This window comes from Vibrio sp. A11 (assembly GCF_013048705.1).
Lineage (GTDB): Bacteria > Pseudomonadota > Gammaproteobacteria > Enterobacterales > Vibrionaceae > Vibrio > Vibrio metschnikovii.
Genome location: NZ_VHSI01000001.1, coordinates 294,277 through 319,210 on the forward strand (window position 1 = coordinate 294,277; position 24,934 = coordinate 319,210).

20 protein-coding genes, 2 tRNA genes and 1 CRISPR repeat array (1 of these 23 cut by a window edge) are annotated in these 24,934 nt (G+C 44.1%); of the genes, 7 read left to right on the forward strand and 15 right to left on the reverse strand.

What is annotated here, in order from left to right:
• A CRISPR array of direct repeats spans positions 1-168; the repeat unit is 28 nt; unit sequence GAAACACCCCCACGGGCGTGGGGAAGAC (it extends 653 nt beyond the left edge of the window).
• Between the two features lie 43 nt (positions 169-211).
• The 9 genes from cas2e to FKQ60_RS01310 all read right to left on the reverse strand — a co-directional run bounded on the left by cas2e (position 212) and on the right by FKQ60_RS01310 (position 10,073).
• Positions 212-454 (reverse strand): type I-E CRISPR-associated endoribonuclease Cas2e, encoded by a 243-nt coding sequence (cas2e, locus tag FKQ60_RS01270; protein ID WP_249374258.1) that lies wholly within the window; start codon positions 452-454, stop codon positions 212-214.
• A gap of 25 nt (positions 455-479) precedes the next feature.
• Complete coding sequence (gene cas1e / locus FKQ60_RS01275) at positions 480-1,355, reverse strand: type I-E CRISPR-associated endonuclease Cas1e (RefSeq protein WP_170905883.1); 876 nt, start codon at positions 1,353-1,355, stop codon at positions 480-482.
• 2 nt (positions 1,356-1,357) lie between these two features.
• On the reverse strand, positions 1,358-2,074 hold the full coding sequence (gene cas5e / locus FKQ60_RS01280) for a type I-E CRISPR-associated protein Cas5/CasD (protein ID WP_170905884.1): 717 nt from the start codon (positions 2,072-2,074) through the stop codon (positions 1,358-1,360).
• Between the two features lie 3 nt (positions 2,075-2,077).
• Complete coding sequence (gene cas7e, locus FKQ60_RS01285; protein ID WP_170905885.1) at positions 2,078-3,121, reverse strand: type I-E CRISPR-associated protein Cas7/Cse4/CasC; 1,044 nt, start codon at positions 3,119-3,121, stop codon at positions 2,078-2,080.
• Positions 3,122-3,142: 21 nt separating this feature from the next.
• Complete coding sequence (cas6e, locus tag FKQ60_RS01290; protein WP_170905886.1) at positions 3,143-3,790, reverse strand: type I-E CRISPR-associated protein Cas6/Cse3/CasE; 648 nt, start codon at positions 3,788-3,790, stop codon at positions 3,143-3,145.
• A complete protein-coding gene (casB, locus tag FKQ60_RS01295) occupies positions 3,783-4,343 on the reverse strand; it encodes a type I-E CRISPR-associated protein Cse2/CasB (RefSeq protein ID WP_170905887.1) in 561 nt (186 codons plus the stop codon). Before casB ends, cas6e begins: the two co-directional genes overlap by 8 nt.
• A gap of 13 nt (positions 4,344-4,356) precedes the next feature.
• The gene (gene casA / locus FKQ60_RS01300) at positions 4,357-5,880 is read right to left on the reverse strand and encodes a type I-E CRISPR-associated protein Cse1/CasA (protein ID WP_170905888.1); all 1,524 of its coding nucleotides are present in this window, start codon (positions 5,878-5,880) and stop codon (positions 4,357-4,359) included.
• 2 nt (positions 5,881-5,882) lie between these two features.
• Positions 5,883-8,495 (reverse strand): CRISPR-associated helicase Cas3', encoded by a 2,613-nt coding sequence (gene cas3, locus FKQ60_RS01305; protein WP_249374259.1) that lies wholly within the window; start codon positions 8,493-8,495, stop codon positions 5,883-5,885.
• A 153-nt stretch (positions 8,496-8,648) separates the two neighbouring features.
• On the reverse strand, positions 8,649-10,073 hold the full coding sequence (locus FKQ60_RS01310) for an MDR family MFS transporter (RefSeq protein WP_238925778.1): 1,425 nt from the start codon (positions 10,071-10,073) through the stop codon (positions 8,649-8,651).
• A 451-nt stretch (positions 10,074-10,524) separates the two neighbouring features.
• On the opposite strand from FKQ60_RS01310, the gene FKQ60_RS01315 reads away from it, so the two are divergent.
• Entirely contained in the window at positions 10,525-12,132 is a 1,608-nt protein-coding gene (locus tag FKQ60_RS01315) for a sensor histidine kinase (protein WP_170905889.1), read from the forward strand.
• Positions 12,125-12,805, forward strand: a complete 681-nt coding sequence (locus FKQ60_RS01320) for a response regulator (RefSeq protein ID WP_170905890.1) — start codon at positions 12,125-12,127, stop codon at positions 12,803-12,805. The genes FKQ60_RS01315 and FKQ60_RS01320 overlap by 8 nt, the downstream gene beginning before the upstream one ends.
• 91 nt (positions 12,806-12,896) lie before the next feature.
• Here FKQ60_RS01320 and FKQ60_RS01325 read toward each other — a convergent pair whose 3' ends face one another.
• Entirely contained in the window at positions 12,897-14,222 is a 1,326-nt protein-coding gene (locus tag FKQ60_RS01325) for an anaerobic C4-dicarboxylate transporter (RefSeq protein WP_004395169.1), read from the reverse strand.
• A 236-nt stretch (positions 14,223-14,458) separates the two neighbouring features.
• Positions 14,459-15,703 (reverse strand): 2-hydroxycarboxylate transporter family protein, encoded by a 1,245-nt coding sequence (locus FKQ60_RS01330; RefSeq protein WP_249374260.1) that lies wholly within the window; start codon positions 15,701-15,703, stop codon positions 14,459-14,461.
• 361 nt (positions 15,704-16,064) lie between these two features.
• Between FKQ60_RS01330 and FKQ60_RS01335 the strand changes: the two genes are divergently transcribed.
• The 4 genes from FKQ60_RS01335 to FKQ60_RS01350 are packed head-to-tail and all read left to right on the forward strand — an operon-like array spanning position 16,065 to position 21,055.
• Complete coding sequence (locus FKQ60_RS01335; RefSeq protein ID WP_170905892.1) at positions 16,065-16,892, forward strand: ABC transporter ATP-binding protein; 828 nt, start codon at positions 16,065-16,067, stop codon at positions 16,890-16,892.
• Complete coding sequence (locus FKQ60_RS01340) at positions 16,886-17,707, forward strand: ABC transporter ATP-binding protein (protein ID WP_154168009.1); 822 nt, start codon at positions 16,886-16,888, stop codon at positions 17,705-17,707. Before FKQ60_RS01335 ends, FKQ60_RS01340 begins: the two co-directional genes overlap by 7 nt.
• 22 nt (positions 17,708-17,729) lie before the next feature.
• Positions 17,730-19,253, forward strand: a complete 1,524-nt coding sequence (locus tag FKQ60_RS01345; RefSeq protein ID WP_170905893.1) for an ABC transporter substrate-binding protein — start codon at positions 17,730-17,732, stop codon at positions 19,251-19,253.
• A 14-nt stretch (positions 19,254-19,267) separates the two neighbouring features.
• Entirely contained in the window at positions 19,268-21,055 is a 1,788-nt protein-coding gene (locus tag FKQ60_RS01350; protein WP_170905894.1) for an ABC transporter permease subunit, read from the forward strand.
• 120 nt (positions 21,056-21,175) lie between these two features.
• Here FKQ60_RS01350 and FKQ60_RS01355 read toward each other — a convergent pair whose 3' ends face one another.
• From FKQ60_RS01355 to FKQ60_RS01365, 3 genes are all read right to left on the reverse strand, one after another.
• On the reverse strand, positions 21,176-22,390 hold the full coding sequence (locus FKQ60_RS01355) for an MFS transporter (protein ID WP_154168007.1): 1,215 nt from the start codon (positions 22,388-22,390) through the stop codon (positions 21,176-21,178).
• A 224-nt stretch (positions 22,391-22,614) separates the two neighbouring features.
• Positions 22,615-22,691 (reverse strand) — tRNA-Val (locus tag FKQ60_RS01360).
• Positions 22,692-22,711: 20 nt separating this feature from the next.
• Positions 22,712-22,788 (reverse strand) — tRNA-Val (locus FKQ60_RS01365).
• A 351-nt stretch (positions 22,789-23,139) separates the two neighbouring features.
• Here FKQ60_RS01365 and FKQ60_RS01370 point away from each other — a divergent pair.
• A complete protein-coding gene (locus tag FKQ60_RS01370; protein WP_154168005.1) occupies positions 23,140-24,201 on the forward strand; it encodes a GGDEF domain-containing protein in 1,062 nt (353 codons plus the stop codon).
• Here the strand turns inward: FKQ60_RS01370 and FKQ60_RS01375 are convergent.
• The gene (locus FKQ60_RS01375; protein WP_154168004.1) at positions 24,193-24,888 is read right to left on the reverse strand and encodes a DUF2726 domain-containing protein; all 696 of its coding nucleotides are present in this window, start codon (positions 24,886-24,888) and stop codon (positions 24,193-24,195) included. The two genes, FKQ60_RS01370 and FKQ60_RS01375, sit on opposite strands and share 9 nt — an antisense overlap.
• Positions 24,889-24,934 lie beyond the last annotated feature (46 nt).

Consider the following 24,934-nt stretch of genomic DNA (forward strand, 5'->3'; position numbering starts at 1 on the left):
CTTTTAATGATAAGCCGAGAAACACCCCCACGGGCGTGGGGAAGACTGCTTAAAGCTTTGCAAGTGCGCGATACGTGGAGAAACACCCCCACGGGCGTGGGGAAGACAAAATTAACTCGTTATTTACTAACCTGAACCCAGAAACACCCCCACGGGCGTGGGGAAGACACCAATATATTGTTAAAGATCGCAAAAATAAACCCATATATTGCTATTTTGACGAAATAAGGGTTTCGACTATCAATTGTAATCCAGAAATCTGAATCACGGGTTTGCGCACTTCACCTTTGTAGCGAATCTCATAACCGGGTGGTTCTGGAATACTGCGAAATAACATTAAGCCAGATTCCACAGGGCAATGCTGCATTAAATAGTCAACGACCGTCAGTGCAACTGAATCTTTTACGCCAGAAACAAACACATTGGCTCTTGGTTCAACAAACCATAGCTTCATACGCCCTCTAACTGCTGGGGGCAAATCATTTGCTAGTACGACGAGCATTTCCCCCTCCCATCAACTCATTGATATCCGAGGAGACTTGCTGTAACAGATTCATGCTGATAACGCGTTTTCGAAACGCATCAGAGACCTTATGTTTGTCATAGTGGCCTGCCATATCTCGGGTAAGCGAGAAAGCTAAATCAATACAAAGGTGTTCTTTGTAAAGATCGGCCATGTCATACACGAAAGGTAATGGGCTGCCCGAATGGATAAATCCAATGTGTGGTGAGTAGCCCATTGAGTGGATGGCTGAACACAAAATGCCATACAAAGCAGCATTGCTAGCCGTCATGATTTGATTGGTAAGATCACTTAAAGAAAACTTACCTGGGGTAAATTGTCGCCCCCTCCAGCCGACGCCATACTGCTCGGCCTTTTGTTGATAGAGCGCTTTTACACGGTTACCTTCCATGCCCATCATGCTTTTTAGGGTTTTGTCTTCAAGGTCTGCATCAGGAAAACGCTTAGCGAACATCATGCGTGCCACTTTCAATGCACTCTCTTCGCTGGCCGCTAACAACATCTGCTTCTTTAGATTTCTTGTGTCTGCCGTGGGAAGAAAACCAGCTGCATAAAACAGTAAGCTATCCTCCCCCACCCAGCTGATGGAACAGTTTGCCGCAGTTGCGGTTTTGATTGCGTCATGAGTTACACTGGTTCCCGGCCCTAGTAGCAACGTATTAATCGTTGCTACTGGAATCGGGACTACGTTGGCATCGGCATCAATCCACTTGATACTACTGTCGTCAATTTCCAGCCGTCCTCGCTCAAGATAAATAAAGGGATATTTATCTTTCACTTGGGGCAAGGATTCACGCGTTACTTTAACAAACAGTCGTTCTCCCTTTGCCATTGTTAGTGCTCCAATAACGTCACACGCCGATCTCGATAACGTTTAGACACGCCAAATTGCTCGGGAACATCATTGAGAGTGAACACTTCTCCGCCCTCCTGCTCACCTTCGACAATGGTATAACTCAAGTGACGGTATTTATTCTCCGCCAGCTCTTGAGCACGCTGCCTTGCTGTCTCAGTTGAATGATAAATGCCTTGGTAGATTAGCTCTGTCGGTACGCAGTTTTTACGGCCAAGGTAGAGATCCCATCTTGGATTCTGTAGCGCATCCTCCAAGGCTTCCTTGTCATCAGCAGGAATTTCTAGAATCACTGCAAAGAGGGCATCTTGCAGGTAGTAGCGATAGGTCATTTTGGTACCACCGCCGACCGCTTTTTTCCCCTGTGCTGTTTTAGGAATGAGCAAGTTTTGCCAAGGGTCAGCATCATCATAACCGCTGCCTACCATGTGGAAATCTCTCAATGTAGCTTCCCGCATTATCGGTTCTCCCTCAGCATCGCTACGGTCAAAGGCTAAAACCTCCATCGCCATAGGCGACATTTTTTCTAACCACTCACGTTGCTCACCACCAGCCCCACGGGCACAACAAAGCAAGCCCAAGATCCCTGAACGAGTCGGAAAATTAAGTGTATTGCGTACCCCAAACTTAGAGTCGTGCCCCCACGCTTGCAGTGGTCCTTCTAACCACAGGAGCAAATAGGCGTTTTTTTCGCACATGACTTACCTCACCATTAAGTGAGATTGAAGATCGGCAATTAAATGATCAATGCTATAGTCTAAGTCATCACCCCATTCATAATCACCCAGCTTCCCAAATAGAGAACCAGAGAGTTTTTCACGCTGTTCTAGCCAGCTTTGAAGTGCTTTTTTACTCGGTAATAAATACCCTTCCCCCGAAGCACGAACAGGTTGTTCAAATGAGGCTTGTAGCCGTTGTCCTTTACGCACCAATACGCGAACATATTCCCAAGGACAAGCGCCTGATTGCGTGGTTTGACGAGCGCTAGGCACCGCAACATAAAGTGCTTTAACAAACGCTTCGAGCGCGGTACTGATATCGGCATCATCACCGAGTGTTTGTTGAAGTTGACCCAAATCTAAACTGACATAGCGGTAATAGGTTGCAGAGTTATATTCCAAAGTGCCCATGTGTGCAGAGCCACTTTCTTCTTCACTTTTATGGTCATCAACCGCGGTAAAAAATTCTAACTCGTTGCTAACTTTATGCGTTGAGATGGCATGAGCAAATGAGGCGGCCGCTTCGACATTCATTTCAGCAGCTTTTGCGACCATACGACCAAACAAGGCAATATCGAGCGCATCAAGCGTCTTATTCACAACTTTTTTTGCCACTTTTACTAACTCTTTATCTTTGAGTGATTTGGCATCAAACTCTTTTTCTTGTGCATACGCGGCAAAGGCTTTTGCTTCACTGTCACTAATAAACAGCAAGGTATCGTCAGCAAAAAATCCAGCCATCAGCACGCCACATGCGTTGGCTTGATCTTCACTCGCCCCCAAAGATAAACAGTGCTGTTGCAACAGTGCAGCGACTTTTTTACTGCGCACACCCAGCTGAATACCAAACTCCGACATGGCCAACCTAACCTGGCGCTTCCAACATTGAGAGGAGACTCGCGCTCTAGAAACACCACCAACAATGGCAGATTTTGGCGCGCCGACATCGTCTCGATTTAAGCAAGTGACTGGGAATGACTGTAAAATATGGAACTCAATGCGCGTATTTTTTAGTGTGTGGTTCATCTTTATTATCCTTAAATCAGATCAGGCAAATGGATTTTCTATGATTGGTACAATTTGCAGTAAGCCGCAGCCAAATGCCCGACCTTTACCAATGCCATGTTTAAAACTGTGGTGAAATTGCAGTGCATTCGTCACGCGGAGCTGACCTTGAATATGAGCTTTTCCAAGGGTGATCTTACGGCCGTGTTTATCGTTGAATTGCTGTACCTCAATGCTATCGATTTGTAGATGCTGTGGATGTACTTCAAAGCCCCAACTTTTCGCGGCCCTTTCAATAAACCATCGAGCGATATCTTGGCGACCTTTCACCGCAATACGTTTACCACTTTGCTTGTCTTTCCTGACGGGGTTAACTTGCACTTTAAAACGGTAAGTTTGATGGTTGAGAAACCCCTCAGAAATTGTCTTACTCACAACTTCACCGTGTACTCCATCTACACTAGCGTTCGGCATACGATCCGAAACTACCAGCACTTTGCGGCCATGAAAATCGCCCCCTTGATCGGCATAGACAATCCCACTTTGCGTATGGCCTCCTTTTTCCTCTGGTGTTCTCACATCCGGGAAAAGGCTATAAACCACTCGATGTAGGGAGTAGGCATCCGTTATCTTCAGCGCCTTAACCGCGCGTCTATCTAAGTGGAGGGCACTGGCAAACAGCTCACTCATAGTTCACCTCATGTGCTTGGGCGGTGGCAGATCGACGATAGAAATCCTGCGCCCAGCGTGCACGAATCGAGTCTTGCGCTTTACCGTGATACCAGAGCAGTTGTTCCAGTAGCTGGTGGTAATTCAATGCAACGCCTTTGCTTTCAATCAAAGTAAGTAGCGGGCGCAGAATACGGCACACTTCTGTTGAACTCGAACACGCTAGCAAGCGACGTAAACGTGCTTTGGCTTGCTCGGACTGATTCCCATCGTCATAGCAGGCAGCTATCGCTTGTCCAAGGGTAAGATGGCCGTTACTTTTCGGTTTTGCCTTAGCAAGCGCCGCCCCAACAATACAATAGGGCAGGCGCTCCCACTCTTTTTCTAAATCGACGTCGAAGCTCGCTAATAACTCCCAACTTTGGTACTCGGTAGTCTGGTTGTCCGCTCGTTTCAAACGAGCCGCAAACCCTTTGTCTTTTTGAATTCGCTCAATAACATAAGCGATAAATCGACCTGTTTTGGATGTCTGAGCAACGGCGCTATCACGCGTTACCACAGGATTGTTGTCCATTGTGGCGCACTCCTTATTCGACGTTGAGATATTGATGATAATTTGGCCGAGACTGAGCCCAAGCATCTAACTGCCGGTTGCTGTCGTTCGGGCATACTTGGTCGAAGACTCGCAAGGCATAGCCAGCGAAGATCTTGCGTAGACGTTGGCGTTCAATTTTGGCATCGATGTCATCGTTGCAAGCATCTAACAAGGCTTGCGCCTGTCTCTCACACAACTGCCAAAATAAATGGGTAGCTCGCTCTGCTTGATTCGCCACAAAAGGCTGTGCTTTCCCTGCACTGCTTTTGTCTATATCAGAAAGCTGCCGAAAATAACGGACGACAGCACCCCATAAGGTTTTTTGAAGTGCACTAAGCTCCGACATTTCCTGTTTGAGTTGGGCAAGGAAAGAATCCCCTAATTCACTCGACAGTAACCAAAACTCTGACTGAACGTAATCATCGGTGCCGGATGCATATTGTTCACCGGCATTACTGCTCACTCGCAGCCCACCCGACCAGATGGCAAAACTCTCAACCCCATATTTGACTCGCCTAATGGTGCGCGCCAATTGTGGCGTCTCATAACCACTATTTTTTCCGCTTTCGATAAACTGCAATAAAGCGGTCAGTTCTCGCCATGGTCTTTTATCAGGATTGACCCACAATGCCTTCGGTTTCTTTTGAGAGAAGTCGACCGATGCGCTAGGATCGGCTTTACCCTCTAGGTAACTCGGATGTGCGATGCCATCGGAGTAGTGAATACCGTTATCTGTCAGCAAACAGAACTTACCTAATGGCACAAGCCGCCCCATTAGCGACGTTTTTAAGGCTTCGGCTACAGAATCCGCTTCGCCACTTGGCATCTGTTCCCAAGGAGCTGTACCTAGAATGGAATACATAGGCAAATCGCCAATGTCTTCTTGTGTCAAGAGATTGAGCCAAACGCTCTCAACCACAGATTCAGCTAACCAAAAAGAGTGCAACAACCCCATATGACCAACGGCAGATCCGGCTTTACCACTTGCTGCTTTACCTTTGTCATTGTATTTCCCTTGATAACCGGGAGATAAAACAACTGAGTTATCGGTTTTCTTACCACTCAGTCCAAAAGCCATCTGCACGACAAGCAAAAGGGCTTTATCCGCATCACTGTGCGTCTGCTCTTGTTGAGACTCCGTTAGAACCGTAGTGTTGCCTGTGCTGACCTCAGGTGAGAGAACACCAAAAGATTTGACCTCCGCACGTTGGATGGCAGGCATCTGTAAAAATGGCATATTGCCGTACAAGTAAAATCGGTTATGCCACTTTTCTAAATAGCTCAGACACTTGTCCGCCATACCTGTGTAGCCCATACGTCGCCAATCTCCATCATCTTCTGGCGTAGCCGCAGATTGAGCAATCGCCAACAACAATTTAGTCAGCGCAATTTTTTGCACGGGATTTCCACCCAAAGAACGTAGATCGTTGTTTAGGAACATCTCCCGTAAACTCACCAGCCCAGCATTTGTAACTGGTATCCAGGGCTCATCAATCAAATTAAAGCGATTATCCATCCTTATTCCTTTTGCACAATGACCCGGTAGCCCAGATCGTGTCGGTATTCCAACTGATATTTGTCGCTGGCTCTGCGTCCATCCAACGTTAGCAACTCCCCCACGGGGCTAACTAAAGCAATCCTGAGTAACGCCTCATCTTCCTCCGGATTACCGAGATAAAAGACATGATGTAAATACAGTTGCTCAAGTTGGTGTTTGGATATTTTGTCTGGACAATTTTTGAGGTTCACTTTGACCAGAGACTGGTGAAGCTCAACAGCCAGTTCTCGCCACTGTACTTTGTTTAACTGGTAGCGAGCATGCGGAAAGATCAATTCACGGTTATCCAACAATCGTACGTAGGTATGCCCTTCGCTAGTGCGAATAGCTCGTAGCAGCAATACTTCATAAGTATCTTGATCGCTATAGCGGGTATCGGCTTTATGTTCGGGTAAGGTTTTTCCCGCCTTTGCTAAGGTGATTTTGGCTAATGCTTGCAGCGCATTTTCACCTGTTTTATACCGTGAACCTTCTTTGAGCTGATGGAGTAAAAATGCCCACTGTGCTGATTCATCACGCTCGCAGTAGGTTTGATCAATTAGGGGACGAATACTGGAAGGCAGCGCAAGGTGATATAGGCCAAGCCATACTTCCAAGCTGCGACACAACACATAGGGCGAATAGACCATAGCACTATGACCAAAGGCTGAGGATGGCGAACTCAGTGCTTGTTCAAGGTTGGGAGCCAACAACCAACACTCACAACGTGCTGATGTCGCTCTAGGAGTATCAAGATGACGCCATAACCGACCAATGCGCTGCAACAGCATATCGGTCGGAGCAAATCGGGTAATCAAAAAATCAGCATCTATGTCAATCGATTGTTCGAGAACTTGAGTTCCAATTAAGATACGACCGCATTGCCGACGCTGCGACCAACCCGCTTTACCAAAGAGACTCACCCAGTGTTGTTCATTCTTCTCTCTATCTTGCGGAGTAAATCTTGAATGCAATAATCCCACTTCACAGCCTAAACCCATGCCTCTGCTCGCCATATCTAAATAGCGCTGTTGGGCATCTGCCACGGTATTCTCAATCCACAATACTTGTTGCCCCATAGCTGCACGGTTTATCGCCTCTTCGATAGCTTGCAAGTCGTTGCAGCAATGTGTCAGTTCCACCTTTGCGCCATCGACGCAGGGAATAGCAACTTCGCTCGGAGAATCCCTGTCATTATGCAATGCGGTAATTAATGGATACTCGGAACTGGAAGTGTGTTGTTGTAGTAGGGAATGACGGCGAGCAGGGCTCAGCGTGGCACTTAATATAATGACGGTACAGCCAATTTGCCGAAGAAACGCCACCAGCTCATTTAAGATGGTGCCTGTGTAGAGATCATAGCTATGGACTTCATCAAGGATCACCACCTTGCCAGCGAGCCCAAAGGCTCTCACAAAACCATGTTTTACATTCATCACGGCCATTAGCGCCTGATCAATAGTCCCAACAGCAAAAGGCGCTAAAAGACCTCTCTTGTTGTGATTAAACCAAGCTCCACCTGGACTGCCCTCTTCACCCATATCTGCTTGTTTCAGTAACCATGCACCTGAGTGAATTAACAGTGCGCGGTTGGATGTTTCAGCCGCGATAATTTGTTCTAGAAATGAATTAAAACGGTCATAAATTTTATTAGAGGTCAGTTGCGTCGGTAGCGCAAAATAAATCCCAGTGGCTTTGGCTTCAGCAAGCAAACGGTAGGCGGCGTAGAGTGCAGCCTCCGTTTTTCCCATTCCCATCTGCGCTTCAAGCACATACACACCAGGACCTGTAACCTGATTGACAAACTGAATCTGGGCCTCTCTGGGTTTCATGTTACGTTTAGCTGGATCGAAAATATCAGTAAAAGACAAGTCTTTGATAATTGAAGGCGTTATGAAACCAGCACAATTTAGCGCTTTAATAACATTAGGTTTCCAGGCTTTAGTGGGGTCTTCAAAAAAGCTGCCTGAGCCAATCCAATCGGCAACAGAGGTTAAACCAGCAACAACTCTAGCTTGTTCTGCTCGCTCAAATTTAGGCCACTCCGTGTTCAATACTTCCTTTAGATGGTTCACAAGTTTACAACGTTCCTCAAACCACGAGTCTCCGCCAAATACCGCCGCATTTCCTCGCTTATCATCAACGCCCCTTGGGCTAAAACCATGATGTTGTCCAAGGATATGCGCAACGTACTTGGGGGCCATGATTTCTTCTGCGGTCGCTTGACTTACGCCTGCATGACCACCCCATTGCGCTTCCAAGGACGGATTCACATTAGCTAGAGCGGACAGCGATTTAGTATCGATTCCACACGCTTTAAAAATTTTGGCAACAAAGGTTGGGCTGACTTTGCCAATGTCATGGCATGCTGCAGCAAGCTCACTCCCAACAGGAAATAAGATACTCTGTATTTCGGGAGGAAATCGTTGAATCAGCACTTTGGCAATTTCACCAACAATTTGGCAATGTTCAGGGACACTACGCCCAGGAATTACTACACCTTTTACCTGCTGCCAGGTTTTCGCAGGGCATTGAAAAAAATCCACCACCAAATCGCTTGGTTGATTTTTACACACCGCTGACCTTCGTCTCAAAATTCTTTCTCCAGACAATAAATGAAAGATATGCAACGAAATACATTATGATTTTTTCTTTAGCTTATCAAATGTAACGTTCACAAAATTCATACTTTATAAGTATTCATATCTTAAAATTGAAATATATTTGGAAACTTTGGCACATCACCACTAACGATCAAACGCATAATCATCCAACTGAATACTTGGTGCACGTAGTGCATTTAATAGCCCGCAAAAAGCAAACAAGGCGGCCAGTAAAAAGCCTATCTTGAAAGCAGATAGCACTTCTGCTGCTGGTAAATCGGTAAGCACTTGCGTGCCTGTATTGGCTGATAAGCCCGGTAATAATGAATAGATTAATGTACCAAACAAAGCCGTACCCACCGAGGCTCCCAGCGAGCGACTTAGCGAAGCCATCGCGGTAATCCGCCCCAAGTTGGCTTTACCGGCGATAGTCTGGATCAATACTTGAGTGGATGGCATAACGGTACCTAAACCAAGGCCACATAAAGCTGCAATAGCACTGACCCCATGCGCAGGCAAGGTAACCAATGCCATTATCATAAAAGCAACACTACTTAAGCCCATTCCAAAAACAGGTAAATATTTAGGAATGCCGGTTTTGGCAATCACTTTACCGGTAATGAAAGCCCCTGAAATCAAGCCACAGGATAATGGGATCAGTAATAATCCAGAATGTGCTGGGCTAACCCCTAGGCCGAGTTGTAAATAAATTGGCAAGAAAAAAATCAACGCAAATAAGCAAGCAGCAAAAATAAAAGTGGATAACAAAGGAATGTAAATTTCACGTTGCGCCAGTAACGCAAGGGGTAAAAAAGAAGCACGCACACGTCGTTGCTGAGCAATAAATAGCCATGAAATGAATAATAAAACGCTTATCAAGCTAATACTGGTGGTCGAAGCCCAAGCAAAATAGTGTCCACCAGCAGACAGCCAATAAATGCCAATGGTCATTAATGTGGGGAATAAGATTAAACCTCCGATATCAATCGGCTCTTTATTTTGTCGAGGACTTGATGGAATGCTGAAGGTGGCTAATCGATATAACGCTAAGCCTATCAAAGGTAAATTAAACCAAAATAACCAAGGCCAAGAAAGATAAGTGACGATCAAGCCGCCGATCATTGGGCCGCCAATACTGGCTAAAGCGAATAAACCAGAAAAATAGCCTTGGAAACGCGCTCGTTGTCGTGGCGGCACCAACTCGCCAATTAAGGCTTGGGATAAACTCATTAATCCGCCACTGCCTAAACCTTGTATCACTCGACCAATGATCAGCCAAGTCATGCTGGTAGAAAAGGAACAAAATAACGAGCCGAGAGCAAAAATCACTAACGCTGTCATCAGCATGGGTTTGCGACCATGACGGTCGCCGAGCCAGCCATATACCGGAACGCTAGCGGCACTGGCTAACATATAGCCTATGGCTATCCATGATGAGAGTTGAAGATTACCCAATTGACTGGCAATCGTTGGTGTGGCTGTCGCGAGCAAGGTTTGGTCAACCGCGGCTAAAAACATAGGTAGAAAAACGGTGATAAAAATCCTTAAAAAGGTTTTTCTATCAACCATATTATTTTCTACGCGTGGTGACATTTTTTCTCTACCCTTTCACTTTTCATTGAGGTTACTTTAATGAGCGTTGAGTGAAAAAAGAAGCTTAAATGTCAAAAATAGCGTTAAAAGATAGAAATTGAATCTAAAGCCGTCAAGCGCTTATACTTCTCAGGCACAACAAGATAATGCCAAATCTCGATAGTCCTGATTTTTTACAAATACCTTACACAGGTGATTTTAAATCTGTTTACATCACACGCTCGGCGCAAAAAACCACTTTCTATTACCGAGTTAACAAAATAATGCCGTGTCTATCATGCTTTTATTGCCGCTTTAACTCACATTTTCGCGAACTGCGTTCAGGGATAACTGCACATTCTGCTGTCGTTTCGAGATATACTGATGATCTTATTTTTATCTTAATTATCAGGGCTAAGCGTACAGTCCATCGTCATTAGGCGGGAGCATGAAACTCAAAAGTTATTTAGCATTAACGACGATTGCGACAACCTCTTCGATTGTGATTGTTGTGACCGGCGCTATTTTTTTTCTGCTACAAAATTCCTACACCGAAGGGCTTAAAGCTCGCGGTTTAGAGTTAGCTCGCGTCATCGCGAATGATCCTGCGGTGATTGAGGCAGTGAACGCGCAGAATACATCGCCTACCCGCTCATCAATTGCTGATTATATGGAACATATCCGCGCCCAAACCGATGCGTCTTATATTGTGGTCGTAGATAAAAAGGCCATGCGTTTAAGTCATCCTGATCCGACGCGTGTCGGTCAACGATTTATTGGCGAAGATATTTATCCCGCGTTAATCCAAGGTGCTGAATACAGTAGTATCCATTCAGGAACGTTAGGTAAAGCGATTCGTAATTTCTCACCCATTTACTGGCAAGACGAGGTGATTGGTGCGGTTAGTATCGGTTATTTATCTGAGAAAACATCGGATATTTTATTGGCGCAATATGGTCATCTTGGTGGTTTAATTGCTGTCGTCTATTTACTGGGTATCGGGATCAGCAGTGCGTTTGTTTTTAAAATGAAACGAACGTTTCTTGACTATGAACCGGAATTTATTATTCATAAATTCCGTGAGCATGAAATGGTATTAGACAGTATTCGCGATGCGATTATTGCCGTAGATAATAATATGAACATTACCACCATCAATAATAGTGCGATGCAAAAACTCTCTATGGGCGTCTGTAATCGTTATGATTATTTAAACCAACCACTCTCCCGTTATTCAACACCATTAAGTCACTTGGTTTTAGCCAAACCGAGCCAGCTGCATCAAGGTGAATTTTCTATTGGTCAATTAAACTACAAAGTAGATATTTACCCGATTGCTAGCCCCAAAGGTGTTAAAGGCCAAGTGATTGTCTTTTTTCCCAATCTGGAGCAAAACGAACTTGAGCGTGAAGTGGTTTATCTTAAAAATTATGCCCAGCTATTACGCAGTAAAACCCATGAGTATTCCAATAAATTAAATGTTTTATCTGGCCTGTTACAAAGTCAAAAACACCATGAGGCCATTGAATTTATTCAACAAGAAACCGATCGCTATCAATCCATCATTCATAATATTGTTTTTTCAGTCAATGATAGTGTCATTGCTGGTTTATTACTGGCTAAATTTAATAAAGCCTCAGAGATTGGCGTTAAATTTATTATTGACGAAGATACTCACTTATCGAGTTATCCGAAAAATCTTTCTGAAAAGTTTGTGACTATTTTAGGCAATCTGATTGATAACGCTTTACTGGCTGCATGGCAAAACCGGGCAAGCTGTTGTCCATTGGTGCATATTTATCTTAGTGATCGAAGTCATCATATTATTTTTGAGGTACAGGATAGCGGAGCGGGAGTCAGTGAGCAAATTACCGAGCATATTTTAGAGTTTGGAGTCAGCACGAAACTCGATCACGAGCAAAGCGGTGTAGGCTTGTATTTGGTCAAACAATGGGTCGATAATTTTAACGGCAGTATTGACTGGGAAAGAACCGACGAAAATACTACCCTATTCAGTATTTATTTAGATAAAAACAAAGTCATTAATTATGAATAAAACAACCGTCATGTTACTTGAAGATGATCCCCGAGCGAGTTATATGCTTGAGTCAGCGATTAATCAGCATGCTGATTTTATCGTTGTCGCCGCCAGCGAAAGTTGCGCCGATGCTTTACTGCAATATACCACCTTTAAACCGCAACTGATTTTTGTTGATATCAGCCTACCAGATGGCAATGGCATTGAGGTGATTCGTCAATTACGTGATCAGCAAGCAGCTTGTGATTTTATTATGACGACCGCCGAACGTGAAACGGCAACGGTACAAAAAGCCATTCAGTTAGGCGTGACCGACTATTTGGTGAAACCGCTGCGCATGTCGCGTATTCATCAAGCGTTAGATGATTACAAACATTACACCGCAAAATTAGCGCGTACGGCAACCGTTGATCAAGGCGATATCGATGATATTCTCGGTAAATCGGTCACTAAACCGTTACGCCAAACTCCCAAAGGGATTGATGCCACTACGTTAGCGTCCTTGAAGGCATTATTACAACAACCTCACTTGGCTGAATTTTCAGCGGATGATATTGGCGAGCAGATGAACGTGAGCCGAATTACGGCTCGCCGTTATTTAGAGTTTTTAGAATCTGAAGGGATGGTTCGTTTAGCGCTTAATTATAAAACGGGTGGCAGGCCACGCCGTTTGTATCATCTGGTTAACTGATCTTGTTGCTCGCTTAAGTGAGCTCATCCTCAGCCAGATCACCATTGAGTGTTCGGCATAAGAATGAGCCCGTCATTAGCGAATGGAAGCGCTAGCCATTAAGCGCCATCGAGAGAAAATAACCCACGACGGTTGCGGTTGAAACACCGATAAATCCAGGGATCAAGAAGCTATGGTTTAACACGTATTTACCGATCCGAGTCGTGCCTGAGCGGTCAAAACTTATCGCAGCAAGATCGCTTGGGTAAAACGGAAAGAAGAAATACGCGTAACAAGCCGGTAATACACCGATGATCACTTCTGGTGGGATACCCAAAGAAAAACCCAACGGTAACATAATGGTTAATACCGCTGCTTGGCTTTTTAAGAAGATAGATACCGCAAACATCGCAATAGCAAAAGTCCACGGGTGATGATTCACCACATCACGCACCATATCGATCAAAAAGGTTTTGTGATAACTGATGATGGTGTCACTGAGCCAAGCGATACCAAAGATGATGATTACCGCGGTCATACCAGCAATGAAAACATGACTGTTGACGATTTTCGATGGTTGAATATTGGTGGTTAATAAGATGATGGCCCCAACGGACAGCATTAAGAACTGAATCGCTACCGACATATTGACGCCGTTAGGCAGTAAGCCTAACTCTTTGCCGAACATGGCGACAAAAATCACCGAGGCAATCCCCAGCATAAAGACCAATAAACCCGTTTTGGCTTTTTTGTCTTCGCTAGAACCTTCAACGACCTCCGCTTCAGGATCAATCAGGCCGTTACGAAATTCTTCATCTTGGCAACGCGCTTGAAACTCAGGATCTTTATCGAGATCTTTTCCTCGGTTTAAACTCCACGTACAAGCCACCAATAAGCCAATCAAAGTGGCAGGAATAGTCACCATCAATACATTGTGTAAACCGATATCTAAATTATTGTCAGCAGCGGTAGCCATAAATACCGCAGCAGCAGCAGCGATGGGGCTGGCTGTAATGCCCATTTGTGATGCCACTGACGCAATCGCCATCGGCCGTTCAGGTCGAATCCCTTTCTTATATGCAACATCATAAATCACTGGTAACAGCGGATAAACCGAGTGACCAGTGCCGACTAATACGGTTAATGAATAGGTACAAAGTGGTCCGAGATAAACGATATGATTGGGATGTTTACGCAGCATTTTTTCTGCGTATTTTACCAATAGTTTTAATCCGCCCGTGGCTTCTAATGTCGCTGAAGCCGATACCACCGCTAAAATGATCAGCATGACACCAATTGGCGGCGTTCCGGGAGCGACACCAAAGACAAACGCGAGAACCGAAACCCCTAAGCCGCCGAGTAAACCAAACGCGATGCCGCCATAGCGAATACCAGTAAAAATCACCGCAAAAAGAAGCAGCATATGTAAATAGAACATGTATTTTCCTTAATAGAGAAATCAATTAAACGCTTGTCGGAACCACTAAGCTGATGAGCGAGCGTACCCAGAGACTGTCATCAATGCCGGTCAATCTAAAGCCAATACCGCGCTCCAAATACGATCACGCCTATCGTGCCTTCTTGAAGTAAAATCGAAGCTCAATCATGCTCTTGATAATTATAGTGCTAACTATCACTAACACAACTTAACCCGTTAAGCGTTAATCTAAGGCGTTATTTTAAGAGTTCAATGATAAAGGTCGCCATGATTAGCATCAAAGCCCCACCAATGCGTGATGAAATTTGTGCGAAAGGCATAAGCTCCATTCGTTTGCTGGCTGCAAGCACCGCCACATCTCCCGTTCCGCCCATGTTTGCCATGCATAATCCGGCGGTGATTGCTGCTTCAATAGGATTAAAACCGATTAATCGTCCAATCAACGCGGCCCCAACTACCGCACCGAGCACGGTTGCCAAAACCATTAAGAAATAGACCATCGTCAATGAGGCGAGAATTTGATTAAGATCCGTATACGCCACGCCAATTCCTACCAATAACGCTGGTGTTAAGTTATCAACCACAAACTTGTACCAACCGTGAGCGGCTTTCTCTAACTCACGCGGAATCAGCCCCATAACTTTGACTAATGCGACAAATAGAATCATTAAAGCGTAAGGGTGCATGCTGATCACATCACTCAACATCGTACCAACGAAATACATGGTGATTGCCAGCAGTGCGCCTATCCCCAACACATTGATTGATATCGGTGATTCATTTTCCGACGCAACTGGCTGCTCGGCGTTCCCTCGGATCAGTTGTCCATTCCCCGTTAATGAAGGGTAAACTTTGCCCAACTTATCCAGTAGCCCAGCGATAACAATCGCCATCGCGTTACCTATCGCTAATGCAGGGACCATTTTCGATAAGAGCATTTCGGCTGACATACCAGTATTACCCGACATAATCTCAACCAAAGGGACCGCACCAGCGCCCATGCCGCCACCCATGATAGGCAAAGCAATCAACATAACCGATGCAAAGAATCCTTCACCCAATAGGCTGCCGACAAGGCCTGCAAATAAAAAAGCGCACGCCACACCGCCCAAAATAACTGGGATGTATTTCAGCGCCGCTTTTTTCAAGACTTGAGTGTCCATACCTAAGATAGAACCGGTCACTAAGCTGGCAATAAAGAAGGATAAAAATCCGCCACCTTTAACAAAGGTAGTCACGGTTTCCGTAGTTTCATGCGGCATAATGCCACTATGAAAAAGGTAGGAAGAGCCAAAGATAACGACAATCGCCCCACCACCAAAAAATTGATTGATAATCGGCGTTTTATCACCGATCAGATTAAGGATGTAACCAACCACGACCATGACGCCAATCGCGCCGATGATTCCCGTTGGTAAGTTATTGGACAGCGTTGAAAAGAGTATCACAGCAGCCGATAAGGCAAAGATGATATTGATCATCCGCTTATCTTTTTGGGAGTTCACATTATTGGCTAACATATTCTACCTTTTTATTAGATTGTTAAAATTATGCCGTCATTCTAACAACCCTTAACACATCGAATATTGAGCCTCCTATTAATGTAACTATCTTTAGCTTTTGTAACTTTTGTTCATGACGTTAGGAATTCCTATAACGCTTACAGACATACTGTGTTCATTAGATAGTAATGACAGCGTTTCCCTTTTAATCAAACGAAGACTTAACCAAAGAGCAACTCATTGCTTATTAAATGATATAAAAATCAAATTGAAAGTTATTTATAATCATGACAACATTGTTATGTTATAACGTATTTCAATCAATCCAAAAGTTCGTATTATGAAAAATAAGAAAAAGATTTTAGATGTCAGAAACTTAAGCTTGCGCATTGATGGAACTCAACTTTTGGATAACGTTAGCTTTCAGTTATATGAGGGGGAACGAGTTGCTTTATTAGGCGCTTCAGGGTCTGGTAAATCACTGACCGCTAGAGCAATCAGTGGTACTTTACCTCCTTACTGCGATATTGAGGGAGAAATCGATTTCGATGGCGATAGTATTGCACAACAGCCAATTTTGGCCCGCCGTTCCAAATCGCGCGTAGCAACGATCTTCCAAGATAGTTTTAGCGCACTCAATCCACTGATGAGTGTCGGTAAACAAATGCTGCTTAGTACTCACCTCCGTTCGCAGCATGAATTGCAAACCCTAATGAATAAAATGCAATTATCTAATAGTGATGATCTCCTGTCTCGTTTACCTTGTGAGCTCTCCGGCGGACAACGACAACGTTTATGTATTGCTTTTGCGCTGTTAAGTGGCTCAAGCCTACTCGTCGCCGATGAACCAACAACCGCACTCGACGTCATTAATCAAAAACAGGTCATCACTTTACTTCAGCAATGTTGCGGTGAGCGTTGTAATCACGATCAACAGCTGCATAGCTATCGCCTTTCTCTGCTCTTTATTACTCATGACATTAATGTCGCGGCTCAACTGTGCCAAAGAGCAATTGTGATGGAAAATGGTCGTATTGTAGAAACCGGCAGCATGAACGGTCTTCTCACCTCCCCCGCTCATCCCTATACCCAGCAACTGGTTAAAGCGGCAAGCAACCACAACCTCCATGAGCTTATCATACCAACAAGAGTGGCGAGTGCATGTTAAAACATATTGATCCGCATGCATATTTTCTTGTGCTCAATGCATTAAATTACAGTTATAGAACTGCGAAAAAAAAACACACCATCATTGATTCTCTTTCGCTATCCATCGGACAACAAGAGCGTGTTGGCTTAGTTGGAGAGTCAGGCAGTGGCAAATCGACACTATTAAAGCTGATCCTAGGTTTAGCGGCACCGCAGACGGGACAAATACATTGTGCGGGAATGCCCATTATCCACTCACCTTGGCAAACACTAAAAAATTATCGACGTTTGGTACAATATATTCCACAAGACCCTCATACCGCCTTGCCTCCCACTCAAACCGTAGCAAAATTGCTCGCAGAACCGCTTAAACGATTGGCAGTAGGGAAACCTTGTCAAGCCGCCTTAGAGCGTGCCGTTAAACAAGTCGAGTTACCGGTTAGTATTCTTTATAAGAAGGCAGGTGAACTCTCGGGCGGTCAAGCTCAGCGGATTGCATTAGCTCGTGCATTGATTATACAACCTAAATTTCTATTAGCAGACGAGCCAACCAGTGGCCTTGACCTCCCATTGAGAGAGCAAATTAAGTCGTTACTGAAAAGGGTCTGTCATGAAAACCAGATGGGATTACTCGTCGTGACCCATGATATTTCTCTGGTATCGGATTTATGTGAGCGAATGCTAGTCATGCACCAAGGACAAATTATTGAAGATGGTGCAACCGGTGAGGTGATCGCATCACCAGTGCACCTTTATAGCCAAAAATTGATCGAAACCGTACCTAGAATTGATTTCCACCATCTCCACGACCAATCATCTTCCCACACCGTTTGATTATTTAAGGATTCACAACGCGATGCTACAGGTAAAAATTGGATTAATATTTGGCCTTGCTGCCCCTTTGTTTTTATTAACTGGCTGTTTTGACTCAGATAACAAAACGGTCCCCTTAGCTGAAAATGATAATAATCGAATTAGACTTGCGATGTTACTCCCGCCACGCTCAGGTTTAACGCCGTTAAGTGATGATGCGTTCAAATTATCTCGATGGAGTACGGCCGAAACACTACTTAATTTAAACGATGAGGGCAATCTTACCCCGGCATTAGCAACTGAGTGGCATAGGCTTACCCCTACAGCTTGGCGATTTCAGTTACGCTCTGAAGTTCTATTTCATGATGGTACGCCTTTTAATGCCAAGGCTGTTGTCAATGCTCTCAATACCGCAGCAACAGCAAAACCTAAGCCTCGTATTTTGGATGGCGTTGATCTGACTATTGAGGCTGACGGTGAATACTCGGTAATCGTACATACTGCAACGCCAGACCCACTGCTACCGCAACGTTTAACTAGTCCACAGCTGTCGATTTTGTCACACAATGCTTATGGTGATAATGGCGTTATTAATCCTATTAATACAGGTACCGGTGCTTTTGTATTAGTTAATGTTCATGGCACGAGTAGTGCTCAATTAAATCGTTTTGAAGGCTATTGGGGAGAACCAGCAAAAGCGGCTGGTATTGACGTCAGTTTTGTACCTGATGGCCTCGCCCGAGCTTCAGCACTGCGCACTCATTCTGTCGATATCGTTGAAGCAATCCCTGTATCTCAAGCACCTTTATTAGATCCAAACCTAGTTCATGAAGTGCCGATGCCTCGTACCAATACCTTGTATCTGAATACTCGCCAAGGAGTAATGGCAGACCCGGCAATACGAGCTGCCGTTCGTGATGCAATTGATCGAGAGCAAATCGTCAATACTGTCTATGAAAAACGTGCTGATATTGCCCAAGGTCTACTTGGCCCAGCTATCCCTTGGGCGGCGAAATTACGCCAGCCAATCAAGCATCCAACGCCAGCGGCTCATCCTAATGGAGCGATCATCACTTTAGCTACGTTTACCGACCGAACGGAACTACCGGAAGTGGCGGTCTATTTGGCACAACAGTTGACTCAAGCTGGGTTTAAGGTCAGACAAGTGGTTCGTGAGTATTCTCAAATCGAAGCGGATGCTTTAGCAGGAAAATTTGATGCCTTTATTCTCTCTCGTGCAACCGTACTCGATTCTGGCGATCCCGTGGCTTATATGTACAGTGATTTCAGCTGTAAAGGTTCGTTCAATATTGCACAGCTTTGCCAGTTAGATATTGATAATGCTTTGGAAAAAGCATCGGAATTACCTGCAGGTTTAGAAAGACAACAAGCTATCATGGACGCTGAAGCACTTATTTTAGCTAGTGATGCGGCTATTCCTATGCTACATGAACGGGTTATTCAAGGAGAATCCGCTTACGTTCGTCATGCCGATCGTGATCCCCGAGAGCGAACCTTAATCAGTAATCAGACTTATCTGAGCACAATCATTGAAACATCAAAATAAAGGCATCGCTATCCATGATGACAACACAACACTTCACGCGAAAAACGTTGATACCATGGCGATTATCAAGCATCAATACTCCCACTTTAATTACGCTTTGTTCACGTATTTTTACCATGGCGGGCGTTGTTGTTCTGATTGCTTTGCTGCCTTGGCTATCCGGACAAGATCCCGCCTTAGCTTTATTAAGAGCACGTTCAGCAGAACAAAACCCAAGTGAGGAAACACTTAATGCTATCCGCCAATCTCTAGAGTTAGATCAAGGACCATTTTCACTAATGTTCCACTGGCTAACTAATCTGTTACAAGGTGACCCAGGGACATCTTGGGTCACTGGCAAGCCGATTCTTAATGACATGTTAAGTGCTGCAGGCGTATCGTTGCAGCTGATGGTTCTGGCTCTTGGGGTAGCATTTGTGATCGCGTCACTTTTAGTTACCCCAACACTTCGTCGAGGATTAAAAGGACAAGCCTATCGAAGCAACGGCATTCTTGCTGTTGGGTTAACTGCACTACCAGAGTTTCTCCTCGCTTCGTTACTACTCTTGGTGGGTGCGGTATGGTTACGCTGGCTACCACCTTTCGGTTGGTATGGTTTTAGTTATACTATTTTGCCTGCTTTAGCATTAGGTATTCCCGCTGGCGGCTATCTAGGCCGTTTATTTTCTGATGCCATTGCACAAGTTTTTACTGAAGCTTGGGTAGCAACTTGGAGCGTTGCAGGTATTCGCCGTATTCATATCATTTTGGCCGTTCTCAAACGAGCCTTGACTACCGTTCTACCAATGATTGGTTTAGTAATCGTATCACTAACAGGTGGAGCGATTGCGGTGGAAAAAGTGTTTGCTATACCCGGCTTAGGACGAGTAACGCTAGGAGCAGCCATTGCGAAAGATCTACCGACGTTACAACTGGGTATTTTGTTGATTCTTTTGCTCGCGTTTATGGTTGGGGTTGCGGTGAACATCACCAAAGCTTTACTGCTAGGCCGAGCACTGACACAAGGCGCGATGCCGTTACCTAAAGAATCAAATATCACTATGGGTAAGAGTACACGACGAACCCCAATGCTATGCATCATGCTATTAGCCAGTGTGATGTTATTTGGCTTGGGGCGTGATCCTTATGCCATTGAGTTTATGCGACTCGAACCTCCTTCATTACTACTGCCTTTTGGTGCAGATGCCATGGGACGCGATCTATTGGCTAGGGTCGCTCATGGAAGTCTTTATACTTGCTTATTGGCCGTTGGCGTTGCCATCAGTTGCCTTTTTATTGGTTTATTGATTGGTCAATTTCCACGATTAATGACCGGCCCGATTGAAGTCGCTAACGCGTTGCCTCCTGTAGTAAGCGGCTTATTAGTCGCAGCAGTCTATGGACCTGGATTGTACGGCGCAGCTCTATCCGTCATCCTGATCAGTTGGGCACCTCTTGCTGCTCATGCTGCTACGCTAACAACCGAAGTCCGAGCTAGACCTTATATCCAAATGTTACCACTTATTGGCGTTGGAATGATTCGTCGTAATCTATTTTATATATTGCCAGCCGTCATCAAACCATTATTACGTCATGCCATGTTACGAGTGCCTGGTATTGCCCTCGCTCTTGCTTCTCTTGGTTTTCTGGGGTTAGGCGCTATGCCACCAAGCCCTGAATGGGGGAGAATTCTTGCCGAAGGGATGCCCTACATTGAACGTAGTTATTGGGTCGTTCTTGCGCCATCACTGGCGTTAATAACATTATCCGTGTTTGCGGTCAGTTCAGTGAATGTTATTGGAGCTAGAAAGCTTCTTAAATAAAATAGGGGAGCTCAAAAACTATCACTGGCTTTTTGCGGGCACTCAAAGTTCATCGTGCTAAGTTTCGATGCACGACGAACTTTGAGTGGTTAAACAAGTCTTGAATTTTACCTTACGATTTTAAAACGATGAGCGTGACGTTTGTCGATGCAGCCATACACCAGAGAAAACACCTAATAAGGCTAATGTTATCCAGATCCAGTTGGTTGAAAAATTTAAACCTAACAACCATCCCGCGAGACTATTGCCAATAAACGCAAAAATACCGCCAATACAAGCTTGTAAACCGTAATAACTAGCCAATTTCGTTGAGGAAGCAAAATTAGGCACGTAAGCGCTCAGTAACGGAAAAACCATCATTGAGCCAAAGCTGAGTAATGCGGCGCATAAAACAAACGGTAATGCAGGCCAAAGCGGAAAAGATAGAGTAAGGATTAAGAATGCTCCTCCCATCAGTGACATTCCCCATCCCATCCCTTTTGCTGTGCCTAATGAGCGATCTATCCAACGGCTTATTATCATTTGTAGTGCCACCCCCATCAGTGACGAAACCATAAATACCCAAGTAATAATGCTAGGGTCATTAGTCTCTACGCGCGCATGATAAGGTATCGCCATATACAGTTGGTGAAATAGCACTTGATAAATAGAAGCAGCCATTACAAAGGCCATAAACGGTTTATTGCGTAACATCTCTAGCCAATCTTGCCAAAATGGCTGTTGAGCTGATCGGTTTATTTTGTGCCTTTGAGTCGGTAGAAAAAACCATTGCAACAATAGTAATAGGATAAAAATACCAGCAGATAGCACGCCAACCAACGTGAAACTAACACTTAATAGCATCAAACCAAGCAAAGGCCCTAATAACATACCGGCTTCACTAGCAAGGTTTTGTAATGCAAAGACTCGATTGCGTTGTTGATTTTCAGGATATTCAGCAGCAAGAAATGCTTGGCTACTTGGTGTAAATAATGCCCCGGCAAATCCAGTTGCAAAAGCTCCGACGATAATCCACGGTAATTCAACACTCAAGGCAAGCATCAAAAAGCCGACAATACGAACCATACAACCAAATAAAATCATCGGTTTATAACCAAACCAATCACCGAGAGTGCCTCCAACTAAAAATAGCCCCTGTTGACTAAGAACTCGTAAACCGATAACCAGCCCAATATAGGCGCTACTTAAGCCTAAACCTTGTAAATGGTCAGCTAAATAAGGCATCAACATATAGAAACCTAAGTTAAAACTTAGGCTATTCGCGACCAAAACTTTTCCTGCCGGGGAAAGAAGCTGCCAATCATTAAGAAGAGCAACCGGTGGGCGTTTTATCATTGGATTAAACTCGTTTGTTGATTGAGAAGAAGAAACTGAATGAGAAAATTGTAATATTATAACAATAATCAATCATTAAACGCTATTGAATACTAATGATAGGCATTAACAGATATTGCTAGATCACTGACGGTATTGAAAACGGTAAAAAGTAAGAGAAAAAGAAAGGAAATTTAGGGGCAGAAACAACAAAGCCCGCTCAAAAGCGGGCTTTGTCTAAAATTTGGTGGGTCTAGGCAGACTCGAACTGCCGACCCCTACCATGTCAAGGTAGTACTCTAACCAACTGAGCTATAGACCCAAATTTTTTCTTGTTCACATTGGTGCGTCCGAGTGGACTCGAACCACCGACCCCCGCCATGTCAAGGCGATACTCTAACCAGCTGAGCTACGGACGCATCACTTGAGAACGGGGTGGATATTAGCGATTGATTTTACTCAGTGCAAGTGGATTTTTACTATTTTTGAATCAACTGACTCTTACGCGATCAACTTGCTGGTTTTTTGCTCTAAAATAACCGTTATCATCCAATCTTTCTGTCTAAGTTCACAGTCATCTCCCTTTTATAGTAGGCCGTAAGTAAGTCATAAAAAAAGAGAAAAAGTGGATCACATCAAAAATCAAAAAGGCCGTTAATTAGAACTAGCTCCTCTTTTTGTGATTTGGATTCAAAAATAACGTTGATTGGTGAAGGCAAATGGGTACTATAACGGCTATTCGAACGAATATGCAATTGAGTCGGTAGAACATGGATGCAAAACTGTTTAATCATTCACAAACGCTAAGAGCGTCCGTACTTCGCGGGCTGAGCTTATTTTTGTGTTTTATTGCTCTCTCTATGGCCATCTTCAACGTTGTCTACCATCAAGCACTCGGCCTAGCGAGTATTGAAGTTCTGTTTTCAGGCTACTCTTTCTATGTTCATCAATACGCTAAACAGAATGACTACTCTGAGCGCCATGCTCAGTCTTACGTTTGTGTCCTATTAACGATCATAGTGTTAGCAACTTATCTACAACCGATTAGCAATGGGACCTTTATATGGGGCTTATTGGCTCCGGTGGTACTTTACGTCTTTCTGGGTCAGAAACTAGGCGGAGTAGTAACCGGTATGATCGTCGTGATCATCAGTTGCCTTTTGTTTATTCAGCTCCCCTACTCATCGTATCCTAATGCCATACCTATACTGATTAATTTTAGTTTTTGCTATAGCGGCCTTTGGTTTATTGCTCATCTTTATGAATCTAATCGCCATAAAATTGAATTTACGCTGACTCATTTAGCCACTCGAGACCCATTAACTGGAGCTCATAATCGACTTTCGCTGCATTCTGCATTTGACTATTTTGAGCAAAACAAGAGCCCAAATACCTCGCTTTGCTTATTGATTATTGATTTAGATTACTTCAAACAAATCAACGATCAGTTTGGCCATGATACTGGCGATAAAGTGCTAGTAGAAACATGTCGATTATTTGCTCAACATGTTGGGGAGAAAAACTTATTTCGAATTGGTGGGGAAGAGTTTTGTATTACTCTCTTTGATCATTCACTGTTACAGGCAGAGCAAATCGGCGAAAGGCTACGCAATCTTGTTGCTAATTACTCATTTTCTAAACAACAAGCTATCCAGTTAACACTCAGTGTCGGTATTTGTGAGTATCGCAGCGGGGATAACTTGAATGAGTTAATTAAATTAGCGGATATGGAACTGTATAAAGCGAAAAAAAATGGCCGAAATCAAGTCTGTATTTGTCAATCATCAGCCAGCAAAGATTATACTGAACTTTCACAAGCTGATTCAATTTAGCCGTTTTATTTCGGACACCGGTACCTCAGCTTCATCAGTTTCAAAAACAACGTTATAATTCTCAGTATAGGTACAATGAGGTAAACGACTACAAGTGAAAAATCGTCGGCCTTTAAACTCACCTTGGCTGGCCGTCTTGATGACCATTGGGCTACCACAACGCTTACAAAAACGAACTTCTTTATCCGGCTCAATAAGATCAATATGTGCGGCAAGCAATCGGCGTAGTTTACCCACTTGATAACTGTATTTAATATTGGCGCCAATTAATGGAATATTAGCTGACTGACATACTTGCAGTAACAACTTTTGTCGCTCTATTTTTCCTTTGTTTAACGGTTTTCCATCATCGAGTTCCATGATGACTCGTGGTTCTAACGTTCTTGCATCGCAAACCACAAAACTAAAATAATGCTTAGCAATCCGGCTATGAGCAATAAACCATTGTTTTTTGTTCTTCAATGGTTTGGGCATAACAGCATGGGTCATGCTTACTTTTGCCAGCACAATACCGTGCTCACCGACGGCAGCTCTTAATGCATTAAAAAAGGTACTTTCTGCGGCATTCAGTAACGGGCCACTTTTTTTGTAAGTGTAATCTTTACTATCATCATTACGAATTAAATATTTTTGAATGAATAGAAAAAAACCAACCAAAAGAGCAACTATAATAAAGACGTTCGCCATAGTACCTATTCTTTATCTATACAACGCTAACGAGAAGCTTATCGCT